This window comes from Enterococcus sp. DIV1094, from assembly GCF_017316305.2.
Lineage (GTDB): Bacteria > Bacillota > Bacilli > Lactobacillales > Enterococcaceae > Enterococcus_B > Enterococcus_B mangumiae.
On sequence record NZ_CP147250.1, the window covers coordinates 2170794 to 2191399 of the forward strand.

General features: G+C 38.1%; 22 protein-coding genes and 1 tRNA gene. 20 read left to right on the forward strand and 3 right to left on the reverse strand.

Going from position 1 to position 20606, the window contains the following annotated elements; all coding sequences use genetic code 11:
- The first annotated feature begins 119 nt into the window (after positions 1 to 119).
- The 13 genes from sfsA to DOK79_RS10435 all read left to right on the forward strand — a co-directional run bounded on the left by sfsA (position 120) and on the right by DOK79_RS10435 (position 12043).
- Entirely contained in the window at positions 120 to 848 is a 729-nt protein-coding gene (gene sfsA, locus DOK79_RS10370) for a DNA/RNA nuclease SfsA (RefSeq protein ID WP_206858082.1), read from the forward strand.
- Positions 849 to 863: 15 nt separating this feature from the next.
- Positions 864 to 1880 carry a Gfo/Idh/MocA family protein gene (locus tag DOK79_RS10375; protein ID WP_206858084.1) on the forward strand — a complete coding sequence of 339 codons (1017 nt, stop codon included), beginning with the start codon at positions 864 to 866 and terminating at the stop codon, positions 1878 to 1880.
- Positions 1877 to 3154, forward strand: coding sequence for a DEAD/DEAH box helicase (locus DOK79_RS10380; RefSeq protein WP_206858086.1), 1278 nt, complete (start codon positions 1877 to 1879; stop codon positions 3152 to 3154). Before DOK79_RS10375 ends, DOK79_RS10380 begins: the two co-directional genes overlap by 4 nt.
- A gap of 379 nt (positions 3155 to 3533) precedes the next feature.
- Positions 3534 to 4034, forward strand: coding sequence for an RNA-guided endonuclease InsQ/TnpB family protein (locus DOK79_RS10390; protein ID WP_242543326.1), 501 nt, complete (start codon positions 3534 to 3536; stop codon positions 4032 to 4034).
- Positions 4035 to 4218: 184 nt separating this feature from the next.
- Positions 4219 to 6921, forward strand: coding sequence for a sigma 54-interacting transcriptional regulator (locus DOK79_RS10395; protein ID WP_206858093.1), 2703 nt, complete (start codon positions 4219 to 4221; stop codon positions 6919 to 6921).
- Positions 6922 to 7072: 151 nt separating this feature from the next.
- A complete protein-coding gene (locus tag DOK79_RS10400; RefSeq protein ID WP_206858096.1) occupies positions 7073 to 7390 on the forward strand; it encodes a PTS sugar transporter subunit IIB in 318 nt (105 codons plus the stop codon).
- 26 nt (positions 7391 to 7416) lie between these two features.
- Positions 7417 to 7737 carry a PTS lactose/cellobiose transporter subunit IIA gene (locus tag DOK79_RS10405; RefSeq protein WP_206858098.1) on the forward strand — a complete coding sequence of 107 codons (321 nt, stop codon included), beginning with the start codon at positions 7417 to 7419 and terminating at the stop codon, positions 7735 to 7737.
- Positions 7738 to 7849: 112 nt separating this feature from the next.
- Positions 7850 to 9310, forward strand: a complete 1461-nt coding sequence (locus tag DOK79_RS10410; protein WP_206858100.1) for a PTS sugar transporter subunit IIC — start codon at positions 7850 to 7852, stop codon at positions 9308 to 9310.
- Positions 9311 to 9448: 138 nt separating this feature from the next.
- A complete protein-coding gene (locus DOK79_RS10415; RefSeq protein ID WP_206858102.1) occupies positions 9449 to 9670 on the forward strand; it encodes a hypothetical protein in 222 nt (73 codons plus the stop codon).
- 23 nt (positions 9671 to 9693) lie between these two features.
- The gene (locus tag DOK79_RS10420; protein ID WP_010735959.1) at positions 9694 to 9876 is read left to right on the forward strand and encodes a DUF3188 domain-containing protein; all 183 of its coding nucleotides are present in this window, start codon (positions 9694 to 9696) and stop codon (positions 9874 to 9876) included.
- Positions 9876 to 10289, forward strand: a complete 414-nt coding sequence (locus tag DOK79_RS10425) for a DUF3284 domain-containing protein (protein ID WP_206858104.1) — start codon at positions 9876 to 9878, stop codon at positions 10287 to 10289. The genes DOK79_RS10420 and DOK79_RS10425 overlap by 1 nt, the downstream gene beginning before the upstream one ends.
- Positions 10290 to 10551: 262 nt before the next feature.
- A complete protein-coding gene (locus tag DOK79_RS10430; RefSeq protein WP_206858105.1) occupies positions 10552 to 11730 on the forward strand; it encodes a GNAT family N-acetyltransferase in 1179 nt (392 codons plus the stop codon).
- A 34-nt stretch (positions 11731 to 11764) separates the two neighbouring features.
- Positions 11765 to 12043: a zinc ribbon domain-containing protein gene (locus tag DOK79_RS10435; RefSeq protein ID WP_206858107.1), complete on the forward strand. Its 279-nt coding sequence runs from the start codon at positions 11765 to 11767 to the stop codon at positions 12041 to 12043.
- A 158-nt stretch (positions 12044 to 12201) separates the two neighbouring features.
- Here DOK79_RS10435 and DOK79_RS10440 read toward each other — a convergent pair.
- Positions 12202 to 12275: transfer RNA gene (locus DOK79_RS10440), tRNA-Arg, on the reverse strand.
- Between the two features lie 121 nt (positions 12276 to 12396).
- Here DOK79_RS10440 and DOK79_RS10445 point away from each other — a divergent pair.
- Entirely contained in the window at positions 12397 to 12561 is a 165-nt protein-coding gene (locus DOK79_RS10445) for a hypothetical protein (protein WP_206858109.1), read from the forward strand.
- 53 nt (positions 12562 to 12614) lie between these two features.
- Here the strand turns inward: DOK79_RS10445 and DOK79_RS10450 are convergent, their stop codons facing one another.
- The gene (locus DOK79_RS10450) at positions 12615 to 13847 is read right to left on the reverse strand and encodes an aminopeptidase (RefSeq protein ID WP_206858111.1); all 1233 of its coding nucleotides are present in this window, start codon (positions 13845 to 13847) and stop codon (positions 12615 to 12617) included.
- 261 nt (positions 13848 to 14108) lie between these two features.
- Here DOK79_RS10450 and DOK79_RS10455 point away from each other — a divergent pair, with 261 nt between their 5' ends.
- Entirely contained in the window at positions 14109 to 14678 is a 570-nt protein-coding gene (locus DOK79_RS10455) for a TetR/AcrR family transcriptional regulator (protein WP_206858113.1), read from the forward strand.
- Positions 14679 to 14790: 112 nt separating this feature from the next.
- Here the strand turns inward: DOK79_RS10455 and DOK79_RS10460 are convergent, their stop codons facing one another.
- Complete coding sequence (locus DOK79_RS10460) at positions 14791 to 15234, reverse strand: flavodoxin (protein ID WP_206858114.1); 444 nt, start codon at positions 15232 to 15234, stop codon at positions 14791 to 14793.
- A gap of 162 nt (positions 15235 to 15396) precedes the next feature.
- On the opposite strand from DOK79_RS10460, the gene map reads away from it, so the two are divergent.
- The 5 genes from map (at position 15397) to DOK79_RS10485 (ending at position 20603) form a co-directional block, all read left to right on the forward strand.
- A complete protein-coding gene (gene map, locus DOK79_RS10465; RefSeq protein ID WP_206858129.1) occupies positions 15397 to 16161 on the forward strand; it encodes a type I methionyl aminopeptidase in 765 nt (254 codons plus the stop codon).
- 683 nt (positions 16162 to 16844) lie between these two features.
- Complete coding sequence (locus tag DOK79_RS10470; protein WP_206858130.1) at positions 16845 to 17768, forward strand: YihY/virulence factor BrkB family protein; 924 nt, start codon at positions 16845 to 16847, stop codon at positions 17766 to 17768.
- 77 nt (positions 17769 to 17845) lie between these two features.
- Positions 17846 to 18976 carry an MraY family glycosyltransferase gene (locus tag DOK79_RS10475; RefSeq protein ID WP_206858133.1) on the forward strand — a complete coding sequence of 377 codons (1131 nt, stop codon included), beginning with the start codon at positions 17846 to 17848 and terminating at the stop codon, positions 18974 to 18976.
- Positions 18976 to 19776, forward strand: coding sequence for a glycosyltransferase (locus DOK79_RS10480; protein WP_206858141.1), 801 nt, complete (start codon positions 18976 to 18978; stop codon positions 19774 to 19776). The genes DOK79_RS10475 and DOK79_RS10480 overlap by 1 nt, the downstream gene beginning before the upstream one ends.
- Positions 19776 to 20603, forward strand: a complete 828-nt coding sequence (locus DOK79_RS10485) for a glycosyltransferase (RefSeq protein ID WP_206858144.1) — start codon at positions 19776 to 19778, stop codon at positions 20601 to 20603. Before DOK79_RS10480 ends, DOK79_RS10485 begins: the two co-directional genes overlap by 1 nt.
- Positions 20604 to 20606 lie beyond the last annotated feature (3 nt).

A 20606-nucleotide genomic window follows, 5' to 3' on the forward strand; every position in this document is an offset into this window, starting at 1 on the left:
CCTTTTCTTATATTTTACTAAAGAAAGTGAATGATTTCTCTAAGACTTTCGACTGGTTTTTTAAGTGTTTTTAGCAAAATTATGGTAGGATACAGTAGTAGGGAGACAGGTGATGAATATTGTACTACCAAGATGTTGAAATTGCTTACTTTATTGAACGACCAAATCGTTTTATTGCGTTCTGTTTAAACCAAAAAGGCGAAGTACTCAAAACCCATGTTAAGAATACAGGTAGAGGAAAAGAACTGCTACTACCTGGTGCTGAGGTTGCATTGGTACACATTCCAGGAACGAAGCGTAAAACAGCATATGATTTGATTGCCGTCAAAAAGGGACAACACTGGTTCAATATCGATAGTCAGCTGCCCAACCAACTAGCAATCGATGGGATTTTAGCTGGAACGATCCAATTACCTCACTTAGACGGAGAGATTGTGACTTACAAACGTGAAGTGACTTTTGGCAAGTCTAAATTTGATATTTATTTAGAAACAAGCTGTGGTCAAAAAGCGTTTGTTGAGGTCAAAGGAATGACGTTAGAAAATAAAGCAGTCGGCGCGTTTCCTGATGCGCCAACGATCCGCGGACTTAAACACGTCAATGAATTGATTCACGCCTATCAAGAAGGCTACAAGTCCTATATCGTATTTATTGCACAATTCGAACACTTACATCGAGCAACGATCCATGAGCAGATGCAGCCAGAATTAGCTGCTGCTTTTCGTGCTGCTCAACAGGCAGGTGTAAACGTAGTCGTATACAACTGTCAAGTGACAGAAAATCAAGTGCGTGTGAAACAAGCGATCCCATTTGATTTGGAGACAGTTTTTGAAGATCCTAATTTATAGAAAGAAGGCGGAAAAATGATCCATTTAGGTATAATCGGCACAAATTGGATTACCCATCAATTTGTACAAGCGGCTTTAGGTACACATAAATATGAATTGACAGCAGTTTATTCAAGACACTTAGAAAAAGCTCAACAATTTGGTGCAGAGTATGAAGGAGACATCGCTTTTGCAACAGATTTAACTGTCTTTTTTGAGTTAGAGCATATGGATACGGTTTATATTGCTTCCCCGAATAGTTTACATTTCCAGCATGCAAAGCAAGCGATTCTGGCGGGGAAAAACGTCATTGTAGAAAAACCAGCATTCAGTACACCTAAAGAAATGGAAGAAATCATCCATTTAGCGAACCAAGAGAAAGTCTTTTTCTTTGAAGCTGCAAGAAATATCCATGAAGCAGGTTTTAAAAAGATTGCAGAATTCCTACCATTGAAAAATGAGATCATTGGTGCGAATTTCAGTTACATGAAATATTCTTCTCGTTATGATCAAGTGTTAGACGGCGAAGAACCGAATATCTTTTCGCCACATTTTTCTGGTGGAGCAATGATGGATCTAGGTGTTTACCTTGTGTATGCAGCGGTAGGTTGGTTTGGCAAACCACAAGAAGTCCATTATTTCCCAAGAAAAATAGCAACTGGTGTCGATGGACTTGGCTGGGGGATTTTAAGATATGCTACGTTTGATGTAGCGATCCAACCAGGTAAGATTGGTGATTCGTATCTACCTTCAGAAATTTATTTTGATAGTGGAACGGTGATCATGAATGGTGTCAATGCGATCGAACAAGCAGAATATCATGATCGTAATCACGAACAAATCGAAAAATTAGATATCGTTGCTTCTGAAAATCCAATGAGTGAAGAAGCAGAAGATTTTGCACATGTGATCATGAATCCAAAAGATCCACAATGGGGCCTACATTATGAAGAATGGGTCGAGCTTGCACGAAACGTGAATCAAGTCGTTTATGATTTACGGATCAGTGGTGGAATTGAATTTGATGCAGATAAAGAGGGAACGACTGAATGAACGATTTTTTAAAACATTTTCCAACTAATTGGCAAAACAAATGGGCAGACAAAGGTTTCACTACCCCATCGTTTATCCAACAAGAAGTATTTACTGATTTGAAAGACGGTAAAAGTTTGATTGCCGTTTCTCCAACCGGCTCGGGCAAGACATTAGCCTATCTATGGCCTTTATTGTTGAATGTGAAGAAAGGGGAGGCAAGTACTTTGCTGATCCTTGCCTCTTCACAGGAGTTGGCGATCCAAGTCGCCGATGTCACACGGGAATGGGCGAAAGAATTAGCGATCTCTGTCCAATCTGTCGTTGGTGGCGCAAACGTCAAACGACAAATCGAAGGACTAAAGAAGAAACCTGAAGTGTTGATAGGTACACCAGGTCGTGTATTAGAGTTGATGAAAGCAAAAAAAATAAAAGCATATCAAATCAAAACGATTGTTTTTGATGAGGCGGATCAGCTGTTTGATGAAGGAAATCGACCATTTATCGATCAAATCATGCATCAAGCACCAACAGACTACCAATTAGCTTTCTTTTCAGCTACAGCCGATCGTTCGATCGAACAAATCGAAGCGTTGACTAAACAATCGCTGAAAGTCATCGATGTCACTAAAATGGATGATTCAAGAAAAGGACTTAGTCACTACTTCATTCGTGTTCCGGCACGAAAAACAGAAGATTATTTAAGAAGACTAGCCCATGTGGAAGGTTTCCAAGCTCTTGTGTTTTTCAACCAATTGAGTGAACTAGGTGTGATGGAAGAAAAAATGAGTTATCGAGGGATTTCTGTCGCGAGTTTAGCCTCTGATCAAAACAAGTTATTACGAAAAGCGGCATTGAATCAATTTAAAGATGGCACGATCAGCATGTTGTTATCAACAGATGTTGCAGCTAGAGGGTTAGATATCGCTGAACTTCCTTATGTGGTCAATATCGATGTTCCAGTCACGGAGGAGTCATACTTACACCGTGCTGGCAGAACTGGCCGAATGGGTCAACAGGGACAAGTGATCACTTTTGTGAATGATCACACGCTGAGAGACCTCAAAAAAATTACTCGACAGACAGAAACAGAATTAACAGAACTATATATATATGGGGGAGGTCTGCAAACAGAAGCGCCTGAAAAAGCCCCAACAAAAACGCTCCCTAAAAAGAAAGAGGCTGGAAAGAAAGATACTAGTGACGGATCAACGAAAAAAACAGCTGTTTCCCCTAAAGTAAAACGTAAAAACAAGCAGAAAAAGGACAAAAATAAAGGAGCAAGGCGCAAATAAGCGCCTTTTTGTGTTAATATATTGAAAATGGAAACAGGTCGTTTGTTTAAAGGAGTAACTAAACAGCAGTCATTTTTATACACCGAAATACACAAAGGTAGTTTTATATGCAATGGTTTTTTCTTAGGTGAGAAATCATGCTCAAAGATTAATACGACTATTATCGTATGGAATAACTCAGATTTCTCGCCACAACAGGAATTAATTGAAAGTGTAATTTCAATTATTCACGTTTTTAATTGCCGTCTTTATGGACTACATAAGTATAAAAAGAGATTGAAGGTGATAAAGATGTTCGTGGCATACAAAACAGGAATTTTTCCAACAGAAGAACAAAAAGAAATCATTAATCGAACCATTAAATCGACAACAACGCAAGCTGTCGAGGAAATACGAAAGCGAAAAAAAGCGTGTCAACGAAAATCAAGGGGAGAGAGGAGAAGCTACTCGCAAAAATATTGGAAAACAAGTCTTGAAAGTACAAAAACTTCATAAACGGTTTACAGATATCCGTAGGGACAGAGCGAATAAAATTGTGGCAGAGTTAGTAAAAACCAAACCAGCTTATATCACAATTGAAGACTTGAATGTCAAGGGGATGATGAAAAACCGGCATCTTTCAAAAGCTGTGGGAGAGCAATCTTTCTATGCTTTTCGTAAAAAATTAGCAGATAAATGTAAAGTCTATGATATTGAGTTAAGACTGGTCGATCGATTTTATCCTAGCTCAAAACTATGTTATAAATGCGGGCATAAGAAAGTAGAGTTAAAGTTATCAGAGCGTACCTATCATTGTGAGAACTGTGGTTATGTAGCAGATAGGGATCATAACGCGTGCATGAATTTGAAAGATGTGAAGGAATACAAAGTAATTGTATAAGCACGCAACTTTGTATATGTACCGATGGCTTAGTCGGGAATTAACGACTGTGGAGAATGAGACAAACCGTAGTAGTGTGGAAGTGACGAGGCGGCATTCGATGAAACAGTAATTCTAACTACGTGAGTAGTAGAGAAATCTCGATATAGGTATTTTTGTCTATATTTTGAGTAGCAGAGTTAGCATGAACGAAAGACAGGAAGAAATCTTGGATTTACTCACGGAAAATCATCAAGGATTGACAGCAACAGATGTTGCAAAGCAATTAGAGATTGACCGTAGTAATGCAAGTCGTTATTTGAGTGATTTATATAAAGCGCATTATATTGTAAAAAGTACTGGCAGACCTGTAGTTTATTCTATGCCTCCCAAAAAAACAGCTTCAGACAAAGTTCATGTAGACGCTTCTACACAAGTTACTTTTGAAACCTTAGTGGGAGAGAATGAATCGCTAAAAGTAAGTATCCAACAGGCCAAAGCCGCGATTTTGTATCCGCCGCGAGGATTGCATACGATTATTTTTGGTGAAACAGGAACAGGGAAATCGATGTTTGCTGAATGTATGTATCATTTTGCTATCGATTCGGAGATGCTTTCCCCTGATGCGCCATTTATTTCATTCAATTGTGCGGACTATGCACAAAACCCGCAACTGTTGTTTGGCCATATCTTTGGAATAAAAAAGGGTGCTTACACCGGGGCAACACAAGATAGTCAAGGATTGATGGCTAAAGCAGATGGCGGGATCTTATTTCTAGATGAGATCCACCGCTTACCGCCAGAAGGACAAGAGATGCTCTTCACATTTATCGATAAAGGTGTTTATCGTCCTTTAGGTGAAAGCGCTCAAGTCCATGAAGCATCTGTCCAGATCATTGGCGCAACAACAGAATCATCTGAAAGTTTTTTGACTACATTCAATCGTAGGATCCCAATGGCGATCACTTTGCCCAATCTAGCCTCTCGTTCACTCGATGAGCGTTATGAAATCATTTCATTGTTTATCAAACAAGAAGCCAATCGATTGAATCAACGGATCGATATCGAAAAAGAAGCAATTCTAGCCTTCATGTTATACGATGCAGAAGGCAACATCGGCCAAGTAAAACGTGACTTGAAATTAGTCTGTGCCAAGTCTTTCCTCCATTATCGGATGCATCAGGAAGAAAAATTAGTCATTCGTAAAGAAGAGTTGTCCTTACAAGTCCAAAAAGGATTATTACGCATCAAAGAGGTTCCTGAACGATTGGATCGTTTTATGGATAGTAAGAGTCAATACTTGACGTTTGAGCCAGGGTTTGCTGACGTCGTTTGGTCTCGCGATCCAGAAAGAAATATGCAAGTATACAATGACATTGAAGAAAAGGTGATGTCGCTTTCTGAATCAGGCAGAGAAAATATTAATTTAGAATCTTTGATCTCTAAAGATGTCGATGAATATTTCCAAACCTATGTCAAAGAATTGACGAAAAGTACGATCCCGAAAGATTTGATTCCAGAAGACATCTGGCGCTTGACGAATGAGTTGTATGACTTAGCTGAACAAAGACTAGATCGGATCTATAATCAAAAAGCACGCTTTGCATTTGCCTTACATTTACAAAGCACATTGGATCGTGTCAAAGATGGTCATATGATCGTTCACCCTGATTTGAATAATATAAGAAAGAAATTTAAAAAAGAGTTTCAAGTTGCCATCGATTTATCCACGATCATTGAAGAGGATCAACAAGTGGAGATACCTTTTGATGAAATTGGCTTTATCAGTATGTTTCTTTCTATCAATTTAGGCGAAAGTGAGCCAGTTAAAGAAAACAAAGTCGATGTGTTAGTTCTGATGCATGGCAGACAAACCGCTTCAAGCATGCTGGAAATGGCGCAAGATCTTCTCGGAACAACGATTGGTCAAGCGTTCAATATGCCCTTAGAGATGGAAGTCCAATCGATGTATGAAGAAGTATTGCGATATGTAAAAAATCGCCAAAGCAGTTTGACAAATGGATTGATTTTACTAACTGATATGGGGTCGCTCAACACATTCAGTGATCTGATCTATGAAGAAACTGGCATACGTACAAAAGCAATCACGATGACGAGTACCATGATCGTGATCGAAGCCATTCGTATGGCGAATGTTGGCCGAAGCTTAGAAGATATCTACCAAAACATTCAAATGTCATTTGAATCGATCGTTAAGGACCAGTTCAAGATCGAAAACCAAGAGCAGCTCGAACGGAAAAAAGCAGTCATCGTGACTTGTTTTACTGGAGAAGGAGTGGCTGCAAAACTCTATCAACGTATCGTGCCAGTGATCAATCAAGACAAAGTGGAAGTAATCCAAATGCAATTTTTAGAACGAGAATCATTTAAACGGCATATCGATGCATTACTGGAAGAATATGAAATCAAAGCGATTGCAGGAACGGTTGAAGTGGACTACCAAAATATCCCATTCTTTTCTGCCTATGACGTATTTGATGATGATAAACTCAATACATTGAAACGGATTGCAGATGATGAAGTACCAACAGCTAAAATCGTTGATTCGTTAAAAGATTCTTTGAACGCTATTTCATCTGTCGAGCGATTGATCCAATCCCTACAGAAAGCCGTTCAGCAGATCCAGACCGATTTATCGATCATCATTGAGCCTGGGGTAGACACAGGAATCGTGATCCATGTCGCTTTTCTGATCGACGGTCTTATCAAGCATGAAAAATTGCGGACATTCGATGATTTTGCGACTTTTGCGAAAATCTATCGGTTAGAGATGGACATCGTACGAACGAATCTAATCGGGATCGAACGTAAATATGGGGTTAAAATCCCTGAGCATGAAATTGCTTTTATTACACAAATGTTTATAGAGAATAAAATAAAAAAATAATCAACAACGCACAGTGCACACACTAATCGTTAGTGTGTGCACTGTATTTGCTTATTTATAGTTATGAAAACGCTATTTTTGAGATTTAGTGTTTGGCATGCTTCTTGCGTTATAGTTATAGTGTAAAACCAAATTTGAAGGAGTGGAAAAAATGGAGAAAAAAACAATCATGTTAGTATGTTCTGCAGGAATGAGTACAAGTTTATTGGTAACAAAAATGCAAAAAGCAGCAGAAGAAAAAGGAATGGACGCAGATATCTTCGCGGTTTCAGCTTCAGATGCTGACAATAACCTTGAAGCTAAAAATGTGGACGTATTATTACTTGGACCACAAGTTCGTTTTATGAAAGCACAATTTGAACAAAAATTAGCACCAAAAGGAATTCCATTAGATGTGATCAACATGCAGGATTATGGCATGATGAACGGCGCGAAAGTACTTGAGCAAGCTGAAAAATTAATGAAATAATCAATTGGAAAGCTGGAGGTAGAATAGTGGAAGATCAACAGAATCTAGAAGCCATCATGGGATTGATCATGTATGGCGGAAATGCAAAAAGCGATGCAATGGAAGCGATTGCGGCTGCGAAAAAAGGCGACTTCGATTTAGCGGAACAAAAAATCCGTGATGCTGAAGCCTCTCTTGTCGAAGCGCATCATTCTCAAACTCAAATGCTCACACAAGAAGCACAAGGAAATCATATGCAAGTGACACTGTTGACGGTGCATAGTCAGGATCATTTGATGACATCGATCGCATTCACAGACCTTGCAAAAGAGATCATTGATTTATATCGTAGAACTTACGTTGAATAACTAAGACCCTTCTTTTTTGAACGGAAGAAGAAAAAAATTTTTGAACGGATTTTTTTTAATTTGATATAAGGAGTTATTCTTTATATAAAAAAACTTATAGGAGGAAGTAATAATGAATGGATTAACAAGTTGGATGGAAAAATACATCCTTCCAGTTGCCGGAAAAATCGGCGCGCAAAAGCACTTAGTGGCATTGCGTGACGCTTTTATCGGTACAATGCCTGCAACAATGGCTGGATCAGTAGCTGTAATGATCAATGCAATTATTCGTGATTTACCACAGCAATTTATTAGTACGTATGCTGACAGCTTAGCAGCAGACAAAGGTTTTTTTGCCGTATTGAATGTGATCATCGGCATCAATGGGTTCGTTTGGAATGGGACATTAGCAATTGCCGGACTGATCTTTGCCTTCTCATGGGGATATAATCTAGCCCGTGCATATGGCGTCAATGACTTAGCTGGAGGGATCGTTGGGTTAGCAACACTGATTCAAGGAATCGCTTTTGGCCCGTCATTATCAGCTGCGTTAAATGTCAATGTACCGCAAAATGTTGCAGACGCGATCAATGGTTCAGAAATTGGCGCAACGATTGCTGATGGTACACTATCAGTTGGTTTATGGGGTTGGTTGAAACTAGATCATTTAAATGGTAACGCCTACTTTACAGTAATGATCATGGGCGCAATCTCGGTTATTATTTTCTGTAAATTGATGCTTGCAAATATTACGATCAAAATGCCAGATTCAGTACCACCGGCAGTTTCTAAAGCATTTGCAGCAATTTTACCAGCAACGATTTCATTATATGTCATCGCTATCATTAATTATGTTGTTGGACGTGTTGCGGATGGTCAATTGATCATTGATTTAGTACAAAAATATATTGCAGAACCATTCTTGGGCTTGTCACAAGGTATCGGCGCAGTATTGATCGTTACAATTTTCGTTCAGATTTTCTGGTTCTTTGGTATCCATGGCCCGAACGTATTGGCACCAGTATTAGAAGGTATTTGGGGTCAAGCACAATTGATCAATATCGATATCTTCCAAAAAGGTTACAATGGTAAAACAGGAACTCCCGCAGTATTGGATGCGATCGAAGATGGTAAAGCATACATGTGGGTACGTGGTTCATTTGATGCATTTGCATGGTTTGGCGGATCAGGTGGTACAATCGTTCTATTGATTGCTATCTTACTATTATCAAAACGCGCAGACTACTTGACTGTAGCAAAACTTTCGATTGGACCTGGTATCTTCAATATCAATGAACCAGTTATGTTCGGTTTACCAATCGTCTTGAATGCGATCATGTTCATCCCATTCTTAGTTGCACCAGTTGTTGCGACAACCATCGGATGGGTAGCAACTTATCTAGGATTAGTCGCACCGGTGTCCCAACAAGTAACTTGGGTCGTCCCACCGTTCTTGCTATCATTCCTTGCAACAGGAGCAGACTGGCGGGCACCGATCGTTACATTAGTATGTATGGTCGTGACCTTCTTGATCTGGGCACCATTCGTCATGTCGGCGAATAAGATGGATCCAGCAGCAGGGGAGCCAAAATAATCTGCTAAAAGGAGTAGGGGCTATGGGCGATGACGATCCGTCAAATCCCTAGCCCTCACTTCATTCAGAAGGAAATCGAGTGAATATGTATAGAAACTAGAAGAATAAAACCAATAGAAAAAGAAAAGAGGAAAACAAATGATTTCAATAGCTAGTGCGATGCAACAAGATGCAATCAAAGAATTATTAGAAGGATACAATGAAGACGGCATGTCCTTTACATTCAAAGAAAAACAAGGAATCAAATTATTCTTTGAAACAAGTGCAGAAGATAAAGAAGCAGCTGCAAAAACAGCAAAAGAATTAATCAAAGCTCAACCATGGGGCACGGTATTATATTTCCAAGCAGCAGCAGTCTAAGAAACAAGATAAGGGTGGTTCAAATGATAAAAAATGGATTGTTTTTATGTAGTATTGGTTCACTGATCATACTATATAGTTTAAATCCCGGAACACAACAATATGATATTTATAGTATGGTCACTGGGTTGTTTTTTGCAGGACTAGGAATCTACTTCTTTTTAAAAGGTAAGAAAAAAGAAGAAGCAAAGGAGAAAAAGAACTAATGGAAATCGTTAAAACACTAAATATTCCGGCATCGTTTTTCTATGATAAAGTGATGGATTCTGTTCTTTTCGATGTCCGTAAAGCCACTGGGAAATCAGTGACACGCAAACAGTTAAAGAATCTTGAATACATCAAACAATTCTCTCAAAATAATCGTGCACGCATTATAATTGAGGAAGTCATTGATAACCAATCTTATAAATTTCGTACCTCAACAACAAAAAATGATTTTGTCGTTCATTATCAAATCAAGCCGATCGATGAGAAATCTTGTGAAGTCCATTATACGGAACAGATGGAATCACACGGAATGTTGCAGAAAATGAATGATATGATCTTAGGAACAATGTTGATGTACTTTAAAAAGAGACGTTTTAAAAAGATGCTAGGAATGATTGAAGAATCCTATTAAACGGGTAGCGAATCTGACCGTAGCACAAAGAGGATAACTGATGATCAAAAAGAGAATAAGTTGTGAAAGCAATGCTCTGATCCAAAAAAATAAGCGCTAAAAACCAAGAATCGGCTATTCTATTTTTTGGTTTTTTAGCGCTATTTTTTAGAAGCGTGTTTTTGACAAGTATACTTTTTAAAGCGATGGTAATCCACCTACTATTATTATTAAGAAAATAATAGTACAATTGGTATAGATATTTAAAGGGAGAAGGGGAAATATGACGGATGTTATAAAAGAATTAGGAAATGGATCGTTAGAAGAAATGTATGCTTTAGCGACCTATGCCTTTAATTCGCAAGATACAGAAGAACGACGTGGACGGTTCAAGCTGATCGTTGAAAATTCATGGAACTATGGCTTTCTAGATCCAGAAGGGCATTTGACAAGTCAAGTGATGGCGACACCTTTTTCAGTGGATTTCCACGGAAAAACTTATTTGATGGCTGGGATCGGCTATGTTGCTTCTTATCCCGAAGCACGTGGACAAGGTGGCATCAATCGGATCATGGAAAAAATCCTTGAAGATTGTCGCGAAAGAAATGTCGCACTTTCGTATTTAGCCCCATTTTCTTATCCTTTTTATCGTCGCTACGGGTACGAGCAATTATTTGACCGAATCAGCTATGAACTAGATAGCCGTGATATGCCGGCAGTAAAAAAAACGACGGGCTTCATGAAACGCACAACGTTTGAAGAATCTGTGGAAGCGATACGTTCCATCTACGCAAACATGCCCGAGAGTAAAAGAGGCGGTTTAGTCCGTGAAGATTGGTGGTATTCTTACAAGTTCAAGCAACGAGAAGAGAACCATTATGCACTGTACTATGACCGTGAGGGAAATGCTTCAGGTTATGTTGTTTATAAGTTGGAAGCGCCCACTTTTGTCATTGTCGAAATGGGTTACTTGAACCATGAAGCGTTGAGAGGATTGATGCGATTCATCGGTTCCCATAATGGCGCATTTGCTTCATTTGAATATACTTGTGGTTTTTCCGGACACAGTAAAAATTATTTATTAGATAATCCATTTGCAAAAACAACGGTCACACCGTATATGATGGGAAGGATCGTCGACATCGAGAAATTTATGCAAACCTATCCATTTGAGCAGGACATCAACTTTGTGCTCCATGTAACAGAAGATCCATATGCAAAATGGAATGAAGGCTTTTTTGACATTACTTATGTCAATGGAGTACTTGAAGTAAAGAAAGTCCAACAGACGGAATTACCTGTGGTCAGTGGAACAATCCAAAGCATGACACAATTACTGCTAGGATATCAAACAGTTGAAGCGCTTGCTTTTCATGAAAAAATCAGAGTTGAAAACAAATTGATTGCTGAACTCAGTCAAGCTTTGCCGAGTCAACAACCAATTTTAAATGATTATTTCTAAGTTGTAAGAATAGTTTGATAGGGGGATTAGGAAGATGCAAGAGATGAAGTATTGTCAAAGTTGTGGCATGCCGCTTGATTCAGAGGAAGTTTTAGGGACAAATAAAGATAAAAGCAAGAATGTCGAGTATTGCAGCTACTGCTTCAAAGACGGTGCCTTTTTAACTGATTATACAATGGAAGAAATGATAGACGTGAGCGTGAAACATATGAGTGAATCAGGAATGCTTAAAGAACAAGGCAAGACAAAAGAAGAAGCCCGTGAATTTATGCAAGGCTTCTTCCCAGAGTTAAAAAGGTGGAAAAATGGCTAAAGACCAGTCCGCTTATGATCCAACGATATCCTCTTATTTCTGAATCGATGTTTTGCATAAAAAAATAAGGCCAAAACCTCAAAAAAGTTAAAACGAGGGTTTTGGTCTTATTTCTTATAATCGAATACTTTTGGCGCAAACTTTGATAAGTTCTTAAACGTTCCTGACTGGAATTGAACCAGCGACCTATCGCTTAGGAGGCGATTGCTCTATCCTACTGAGCTACAGGAACAAGTAGTAACACTATTATTTTAGCGTTTTAAAGGAATAGTTGCAAGCTGATTTTGAAGCAAAACGTTTCCAATAAAGGAATCTAGAGTGGTAGAATGAGGGTGTTGAAGGGGGTTTTGATTATGACTGAGAAACCAAAAGAAGAAGTAATTGCGGAACGTTTGGATGAAACAAAAAAAGAACGGGAAGAAATTACGAAAGATGCGATACAAAAACATGAAGAAGACAAACCAGAACACAAAGAAAGTCGCAAATTTACGTTTACTAAAAAAGAAGATTTATTGTAAAGCGTGTATACACAAACAGACCTGGACATCATGTCCAGGTCTGTTTGTTTTTATCAAGCCCAGTCGCCGTTTCTGAAAATCGGCACTCTTGAGCCATCTTCACGAATACCATCGATATCCATTTGATCAGAACCTACCATGAAATCGACATGTGTTTGGCTTCGATTCAAGCCTGCAGCTGCCAATTCGTCATCGGTCATTTCTGTTCCGCCTTGGACACTAAACGCATAAGCTGAACCAAGTGCTAAATGGTTTGACGCATTTTCATCAAATAATGTGTTGTAGAAGATGATTCCTGATTGTGAAATCGGTGAAGGGTCAGGCACTAAAGCAACTTCGCCTAAACGTCGTGCGCCTTCATCTGTATCTAAAAGTTTTGCTAAGACTTCTTGCCCTTGTTCTGCTGAGAAATCAACAACTTTTCCTTCTTTAAAAGTAAATTTCATTCCAGTAATAGTCGTTCCTGCATAACTCAAAGGTTTTGTGCTTGAAATGTATCCATCAACACGATGGCTATCAGGTGCAGTGAATACTTCTTCGGTTGGCATATTTGCCATGAATTTTTCTTCACGAGCATTATAGCTTCCAGCACCCTCCCATAAGTGGTTTTTCGGTAAACCGATCACGATGTCTGTTCCTGGGGCAGTGTAGTGTAAAGCTGAGAATTGTTCTTTGTTCAATTCTGCCGCTTTTGCCGCTAATTTTTCGTCGTGATTTTTCCAAGCAATCACTGGATCTGCTTCATAAATGCGTGTTGTTTTGAAAATCTCATTCCATAATGCGTCGACTTGTTTTTCCTCTGGAAGGTCAGGGAAGACTTTTGCTGCCCATTGTTTTCCAGCAGCAGCTACGACTGTCCAACTTACTTTATTTGATTGCGTTGCTTTTCTTAGATTCATCAATGCTTTGCCAACTGCTGATTGGTAACTTGCTACACGGTCGTTGTCGACACCTGCGAATGCGTCTGGATCAGAAGAGACGACGCTGATTCTGCTCGCGCCTTTTTCAATCCAATCATCTGCTTGATCGATTTTGTATTGTGGGACTTCTGTGATTCGATCATCTGCTGCATGAGTCAGGAATTCTTTTTGGATGATATCATCCGTCCATTGAACGATCACTTCAGCTGCTCCTAAACGGTAGGCTTCTTTCGTGATCAGGCGAGCTAAATCAGCTTGTTCTACATTGATTTGTAAGACTACTGTATGCCCTTTCGACACGTTTACCCCTGTTTCTGCAATTAAACGTGCGTATTTTTCTAAATTTTCATTAAAATCAGGTGACATAATTAAATTCCTCCTCATCGTATTTTTGGTAATTACTCATTATATAATAACATTTAATTAGAAGTGAAACAAATAAACATCTGATAAAATAATCATTTGTTTTTAATTAGAAAACAAAAAAATGCGTTAATATCCGTCAATAAAGGCAGAAAAATTTGCAAAAAAATAAAAAAACAAGTTTTGCTTATTAGAAAAAAATGGTACAATAGTACTAATCAATGGTGGAAGCGTTATAAAAAATTTCAAGGAGATTAGAAAATTATGGCAAGAAAAAAAACAATAACGAAAGAGCAGATTTTGGCCGCCGCCTATGAAGTTGCAGCCAATGAAGGATTTTCAAAATTCACTGCGAGAAACATTGCAAATAAAATGAACTGCTCTACACAACCAATCTATTTAGAGTTTAAAAATATGGATGATTTGAAACATGCGTTGTTTGAGCAAATCTACGATTATCTAAAATACGAAGTCTTTCCTGTAGAACATACCGGCAACACGATTGTCGATCTAGCGCTGAATTACATCCATTTCGCAAATCGTGAAAAGAAATTATATAGCTCCCTTTACTTGGAAGAGTATGGTGGCGGAAGAGAGATGCAAAATTTCTCCTATAATTACTTTATGGACGTAGTGAAAGAAGATCCAAAGTACATGGACTTGCCAAATGATAAACTAGTTTCGCTTCTCAACGGGACTTGGATCATTGCAACAGGTATCGCAGCCTTGATGTCATCGAATATCATCCATCCGACTGATATACAGATCGAAAAGATGATCCAAGATAGTATCAATGCCATTCTAAGCTTAAAAGATCCGATTGAAGTAGACTGATTCGTTTATTTGAAAATTGATCGACCCCATTTGATAGTAATGCCTTGATTTACAAAACGTAATGCTTCTAAACAAAAAGAAGGATGTGGTAAACACATCCTTCTTTTTGTGATTAAGATAACTTGGATACAAGAGATTTCGCGAATGCTTCAAGATTTTCAATGTCTTCTTCTTCCGCATTTAAATCAACTTTGACACTTTCAGCACCCTTGACAGCACCAGTTTTTGCAAAGGCAGCATCAAAATCGTCAACTGACTTACAAAACTCATCATAGAAAGTATCTCCAGAACCACAAACCCCATAGATTTTTCCAGGTAGTTCAAGTTCTTGTAAATCTTCATAGAAGTCAACGATTTCGTCAGGTAGATCACCGTCATCGTATGTATAAGTAGCAACTACACAGATATCTGCCTCTTGGAAATCTTCCGCATCTACTTGTGTACATTCATTGATTTCGACATCGATATCCATATTTTCTAGAGCCTCTGCAACAATATCAGCGATTTCTTCCGTGTTACCAGTCATACTTGCATAAACGATTTTTGCTAAAGCCATAAGGCGCCTCCTAAATTTTAATGAATAGCATTTCAACAATTATCAATTATACCAAAAGTTTGAGAAAAAGGAAGCAAGATTTGTAAGCGTACTAAGGTGTTTGGCTAAATACTTACTACTATGTTAAAATAAAAAGGATTTGTAAAAAGGAGACGAGAATAGATGATAACATTAAAATCAGCACGTGAGATCGAAGCAATGGCAGAATCTGGTGCATTATTAGCAGATGTACATAAAAATCTGCGAGATTTCATTAAACCAGGAATTACTAGCTGGGATATCGAAGTATTTGTACGTAACTATATTGAGAGTCATGGCGGAATCGCTGCACAAATTGGATTTGAAGGATATGAATATGCGACATGTATCAGCATCAACGATGAGATCTGTCATGGATTTCCTCGAAAAAAACCACTTAAAAGCGGTGATTTAGTAAAGGTAGATATGTGTATTGACTTAAAAGGCGGAATCTCTGATTCTTGTTGGGCATATGTAGTTGGTGAATCAACCCCTGAGATCGATCGCTTGATGGAAGTAACTAAAAAAGCGCTATACATCGGTATCGAACAGGCACAAGTCGGTAATCGCATCGGTGATATCGGACACGCGATCCAAACATATGTAGAAGGGGAAAACCTTGGCATCGTTCGCGATTTCATTGGTCACGGTGTCGGACCAACGATCCATGAAGAACCTGCTGTTCCACATTATGGTCAACCAGGCAAAGGATTACGATTAAAAGAGGGCATGGTCATCACGATCGAACCAATGGTTAATACCGGAACGTGGAAAATGAAAATGGACCCAAATGGCTGGACTGCATATACTAGAGATGGTGGATTATCATGTCAATATGAACACACATTGGCCATCACCAAAGACGGTCCAAGAATTTTAACTTCTCAAGGTGAAGAAGGAACTTACTGATTCGTTCCCAAAATCATCAGTTGAAAAACTGTTTGAGTAACTAGAGAATGTTTTCGGTGACCAAATTTTTCAAGAGATAAATAAAGTAGTTCAAATACTGACGCCTACAATATTAAAGTAGAGATTGAACGATAGATAAAACAATCGATTCGATTCCTATTTGAAGTTTAGAATTGGAGGTGTCTTTATTAGATAAACGGTGTTCAAGAAGCAACACTTCAATAATAAGCCAAAAAAAATCAAAAATGAAAAAGCCATTTTCGATTTTTCTGTCTTATTACTCAGTGCTGAGCGCTTCTTTTACAACCTTGATAAACGGTGTTCGAAAAGCTGACCTTCAACATTAAGCTGAAAAATCAAAAAATATGAGAAGCTATTTTCTGATTTTCCATCTTACTGCTCAGGTCAAAGCGCTTTTCTCACAACCTAGATAAATGGTGTTCGAAAGCCAGCTCCTTCAATATTAAGTCAAAAATTGAAAAAATATGAGGAGCTATTTTCTCAATTTCTGCCTTAATACTCGGAGCTGAACGGCTTTCTCACAACCTATGATAAACGGTGTTCAAGAAGCAACACTTCAATAATAAGTCAAAAAAATCAAAAATGAAAAAGCCATTTTCGATTTTTCTGCCTTATTACTCAGTGCTGAGCGCTTCTTTCACAACCTTGAACAGGAGATTACTATGAATATTTTGGACAAAATAAAACAACATAAGAATTTAATGCGTTTTATTGAGACGACGCAAAAGAGGATCGTTGATTCGGAAATGGGGACGACTTCAGTAGTTGTTGCTTATTATTTACTATTATCTTTGTTTCCATTGATCATTGCGTTTGGAAATATTCTGCCGTATCTTCAAATCGATCAAGAAACTGTATTGACTTATATTCGCCAAGTGATTCCTGAAACAATCTATCAGTTTATCGGTCCTGCGGTGAAAAATTTGTTGACGCAAAGTTCTGGTAGTTTGTTGTCAGTTTCGGCAATTGCGGCATTATGGTCAGCAAGCCAGAGTATCAATGCATTACAGATTGCAATGAATAAAGCTTACGGAGTAGAAAATAGGAAAAATTTTATCATTGTCCGTTTCTTTTCTTTAGTGGTCATCTTGTTATTTATGATTGCCATTAGTGGCGTCACATTAGTTCTTGGATTAGGACAAATGATTTTAGAGGCGATACAACCGATATTTAAAATACCTGTTAATTTTATTGACCAATTCCAAACATTGAAATGGCCGATTACTTTGGTCGCTTTGTTCGTGATCATGTTTTTGATTTATTTGATCGTCCCAAATGCGCAATTGAAATTTAAAGCAGTGATTCCAGGGGCTGTCTTTGCAACAACTGGCTGGATGTTACTATCGCAAGTTTTTGGGATCTATGCTCGTTATTTCGCTACGCGTGTTAGCGGTTATCAAATCATCGGAAGTTTTATCGTTTTGATGCTTTGGTTAAATTTTGCTGCCACGATCATTATTCTTGGCGGAATCATCAATGCTGTTGTGCAAGAGTACATAACAGGAAATGAAATAAAAGAACGTAAAAATGTTACGTCAAAATGGTTTAATAAACTAAAAAATAAATTTTCTCATAAAAAAAAATAGAAACACGAGTTCTTATTGTAAAATAGCGACAGTGTTTTATAATTATTATTGACTCTTTAAATAAAGTAGGTGCCCATATGCTGGTTTCTTTTAGTATGGTAATAAGGATTTTTTTGACAATTTTATTGTCTTTGATATTGACCCCCATCTTCAAAATCATTTCAGTACAAACTGGGATGGTCGATAAACCGAATGAACGACGAATAAACAAAGTGCCGATGCCTTCAGCTGGTGGTTTACCTATCTTTGTTACTTTCGTGATATCTAGTTTATTTTTGTTCAAAGATATTATCCCTAAATTTTATATTCTTCCGATTTTATTAGCGGCATCGGTTATCGTTTTGACTGGTTTGCTTGATGATAAATACGAATTATCACCAAAACAAAAAAGTATTGGGATTTTGTTAGCGGCATTGATCGTCTATTTCATTGCGGATATCAGGATCGATTCTTTTACGTTGCCGTTCATCGGTTATGTCCAATTAGGTTGGCTTAGTTTTCCGGTCACCGTGTTTTGGATTTTTGGTATCACCAATGCAGTCAACTTGATTGATGGTTTAGATGGCTTAGCGGCAGGAATATCATTGATTGGCTTAATGACCATTGGCATTATTGGCTACTTTTTTTTACACGCATCAACAGTATATATACCTATTGTTATTTTTTGTTTAGTCGCGAGTATCATAGGATTTTTCCCTTACAATTTTTACCCAGCTAAAATTTATTTAGGGGATACTGGGGCACTTTTCTTAGGTTTTATGATGGCTGTATTATCACTGCAAGGATTGAAGAATGTTACGTTTGTTTCATCTATTTCTTTGTTGATCATCATGGGCGTGCCTGTAACTGATACTTTTTTTGCAATCATTCGTAGGAAAGCGAACCGTGTGTCGTTTTCTACGGCAGATAAGAAGCATTTGCATCACCGATTGCTCGCTTTAGGATTTACCCATAAAGGGGCTGTTTTGACGATTTACTCCATTGCTTTGATGTTCTCGTTCACTGCGATGATCATGAATTATACAGGAAGCTTTGGTACGATCGCCTTGTTCTTAGTGATGTTATTTGCTGCTATTTTATTATTTGAATTGATCGGATTGATCAATGAAAAATACCAGTTTATTCTAAAAACGTTACGCTTTTTAGGAAATAAAGAATATCGTACACAAGTGATGCAGAAATACTTTAAGAAATGGAAAAGACCTTAATGGAGAACAATAAAAATAAGCCGATTTTAATCAGCATTGTCACAGCAAATAGTAAAAAAATATTTCAGACATTGGATACGATCATTGCAACGATCGGTGAACAACCGGCAGTTGAATTTCAAATTTTTGATAATAACTCGTCACCTGAGTATCAAGCTCGTTTACGCGAGTATTTAAAATATCCGTTCATGAATATTTATTTCAATAACGAAAATCGCGGCTTTGGCTATGGGCATAATCATACATTACTTCAAAGCTCTGCACGATATGCGGTGATTTTCAATCCCGATATCTTAGTGGATGAACAGACGGTGATCGATCTTGTTGCACGATTAGAAGCACACCCTGAATGTGCGATGTTGGCGCCTAAAATCTTGAATGAAGATGGGACGACCCAATACTTAGTTAGACAGCGTTTAGCGTTATTTGATTATATCTTGCGCTTTATCCCTTTTGATTTTGTTAAAAAAATGTTTGATCGTCGATTGACTCGTTTTGAATGCCGTGATTTACCGGACGATCATGATTCTTATGTTCGAATGATTTCTGGTAGTTTTATGGTAGTAGATGTTGCAAAATTCCAATCAGTCAACGGCTTCGATAACCGTTACTTTATGTATTTTGAAGATAATGATCTTTGCTTGAGTTTTGAAAAAGCGAATGAAAAAATACTTTATACACCTCTTTCCACCGTCGTCCATTTGTATGGAAAAGGAGCACATCGGAATTTTAAGCTTTTTCGCATCTTTTTAAGTTCAATGATGAAATTCTTCCATAAGTGGGGGTGGACTTTTTTCTAATGTCACCTGAAGTAGCAGTAGTGATCGTTTTGTATCACCAAAAAATCGACCAATCTCCTTCTTATGATTGTCTACAAACAGCTGTACAAGCTGGAAAAATTGAACTAATTATTTTCGATAATAGCCCAGTGGCGCATGATGATTTACTTTATTCTGAAAAAAATGTCCAGTATCACCATGATCCATCGAATCCAGGTCTTGCTGTTGCCTATAATTATGCTATTGACCATGTTTCTGATGAAGTGCAGACATTGGTGACGTTGGATCAGGATACAGAGATCGATGCAACTTATTTTGAAACTGTTGCACAAATTTCTTGGAATAAGGAACAAGTCGCTGCTGTTCCTATGGTGTTTTCTGGGCCAAGACAGATTTCGCCAGTTTGGGCTGACCAATACATCAATCGTCATTTCGAAGTGATCGAAGAACCTGTGACGACACCTCGGCGAATCATGGCGATCAATTCAGGTGCTGTTTTTTCTCTCACTTTTTTAAGAGAGATCAATGGCTATAACACAGAATTTCCGCTCGACTTTTTAGATCATTGGCTCTTTTGGCAAATCAAGCAATTGAACAAGCAAATAGTCGTTCTAAATACTAGAATGAACCATGATCTCTCAGTATTAGATTATAAAAAAGTGAACGTAACACGCTATCAGTCGATTTTGACTGCTGAATCAAGATTTTATCAGAAATATGATCAACAGCACTTGGCTCAACATCGAAAGCAGTTAGTATTAAGGATGGCCAAGCAATTTTTGACTGTCAAGAATCGTCAAATTTGGCGAATGACTTTACGTTCGTTTGTTGAGAATTGGAAGGTGTGAAAT

Bases quoted from the DNA above. Each gene is read 5' to 3' on its own strand.
- DOK79_RS10460 (WP_206858114.1), bottom strand. From the start codon at position 15,234: ATGGCTTTAGCAAAAATCGTTTATGCAAGTATGACTGGTAACACGGAA.
- DOK79_RS10475 (WP_206858133.1), top strand. From the start codon at position 17,846: ATGCTGGTTTCTTTTAGTATGGTAATAAGGATTTTTTTGACAATTTTA.
- DOK79_RS10485 (WP_206858144.1), top strand. From the start codon at position 19,776: ATGTCACCTGAAGTAGCAGTAGTGATCGTTTTGTATCACCAAAAAATC.
- DOK79_RS10455 (WP_206858113.1), top strand. From the start codon at position 14,109: ATGGCAAGAAAAAAAACAATAACGAAAGAGCAGATTTTGGCCGCCGCC.
- DOK79_RS10470 (WP_206858130.1), top strand. From the start codon at position 16,845: ATGAATATTTTGGACAAAATAAAACAACATAAGAATTTAATGCGTTTT.
- DOK79_RS10430 (WP_206858105.1), top strand. From the start codon at position 10,552: ATGACGGATGTTATAAAAGAATTAGGAAATGGATCGTTAGAAGAAATG.
- DOK79_RS10435 (WP_206858107.1), top strand. From the start codon at position 11,765: ATGCAAGAGATGAAGTATTGTCAAAGTTGTGGCATGCCGCTTGATTCA.
- DOK79_RS10410 (WP_206858100.1), top strand. From the start codon at position 7,850: ATGAATGGATTAACAAGTTGGATGGAAAAATACATCCTTCCAGTTGCC.
- DOK79_RS10400 (WP_206858096.1), top strand. From the start codon at position 7,073: ATGGAGAAAAAAACAATCATGTTAGTATGTTCTGCAGGAATGAGTACA.
- DOK79_RS10380 (WP_206858086.1), top strand. From the start codon at position 1,877: ATGAACGATTTTTTAAAACATTTTCCAACTAATTGGCAAAACAAATGG.
- DOK79_RS10425 (WP_206858104.1), top strand. From the start codon at position 9,876: ATGGAAATCGTTAAAACACTAAATATTCCGGCATCGTTTTTCTATGAT.
- DOK79_RS10420 (WP_010735959.1), top strand. From the start codon at position 9,694: ATGATAAAAAATGGATTGTTTTTATGTAGTATTGGTTCACTGATCATA.
- DOK79_RS10375 (WP_206858084.1), top strand. From the start codon at position 864: ATGATCCATTTAGGTATAATCGGCACAAATTGGATTACCCATCAATTT.
- DOK79_RS10415 (WP_206858102.1), top strand. From the start codon at position 9,449: ATGATTTCAATAGCTAGTGCGATGCAACAAGATGCAATCAAAGAATTA.
- map (WP_206858129.1), top strand. From the start codon at position 15,397: ATGATAACATTAAAATCAGCACGTGAGATCGAAGCAATGGCAGAATCT.
- DOK79_RS10445 (WP_206858109.1), top strand. From the start codon at position 12,397: ATGACTGAGAAACCAAAAGAAGAAGTAATTGCGGAACGTTTGGATGAA.
- DOK79_RS10395 (WP_206858093.1), top strand. From the start codon at position 4,219: ATGAACGAAAGACAGGAAGAAATCTTGGATTTACTCACGGAAAATCAT.
- DOK79_RS10480 (WP_206858141.1), top strand. From the start codon at position 18,976: ATGGAGAACAATAAAAATAAGCCGATTTTAATCAGCATTGTCACAGCA.
- DOK79_RS10450 (WP_206858111.1), bottom strand. From the start codon at position 13,847: ATGTCACCTGATTTTAATGAAAATTTAGAAAAATACGCACGTTTAATT.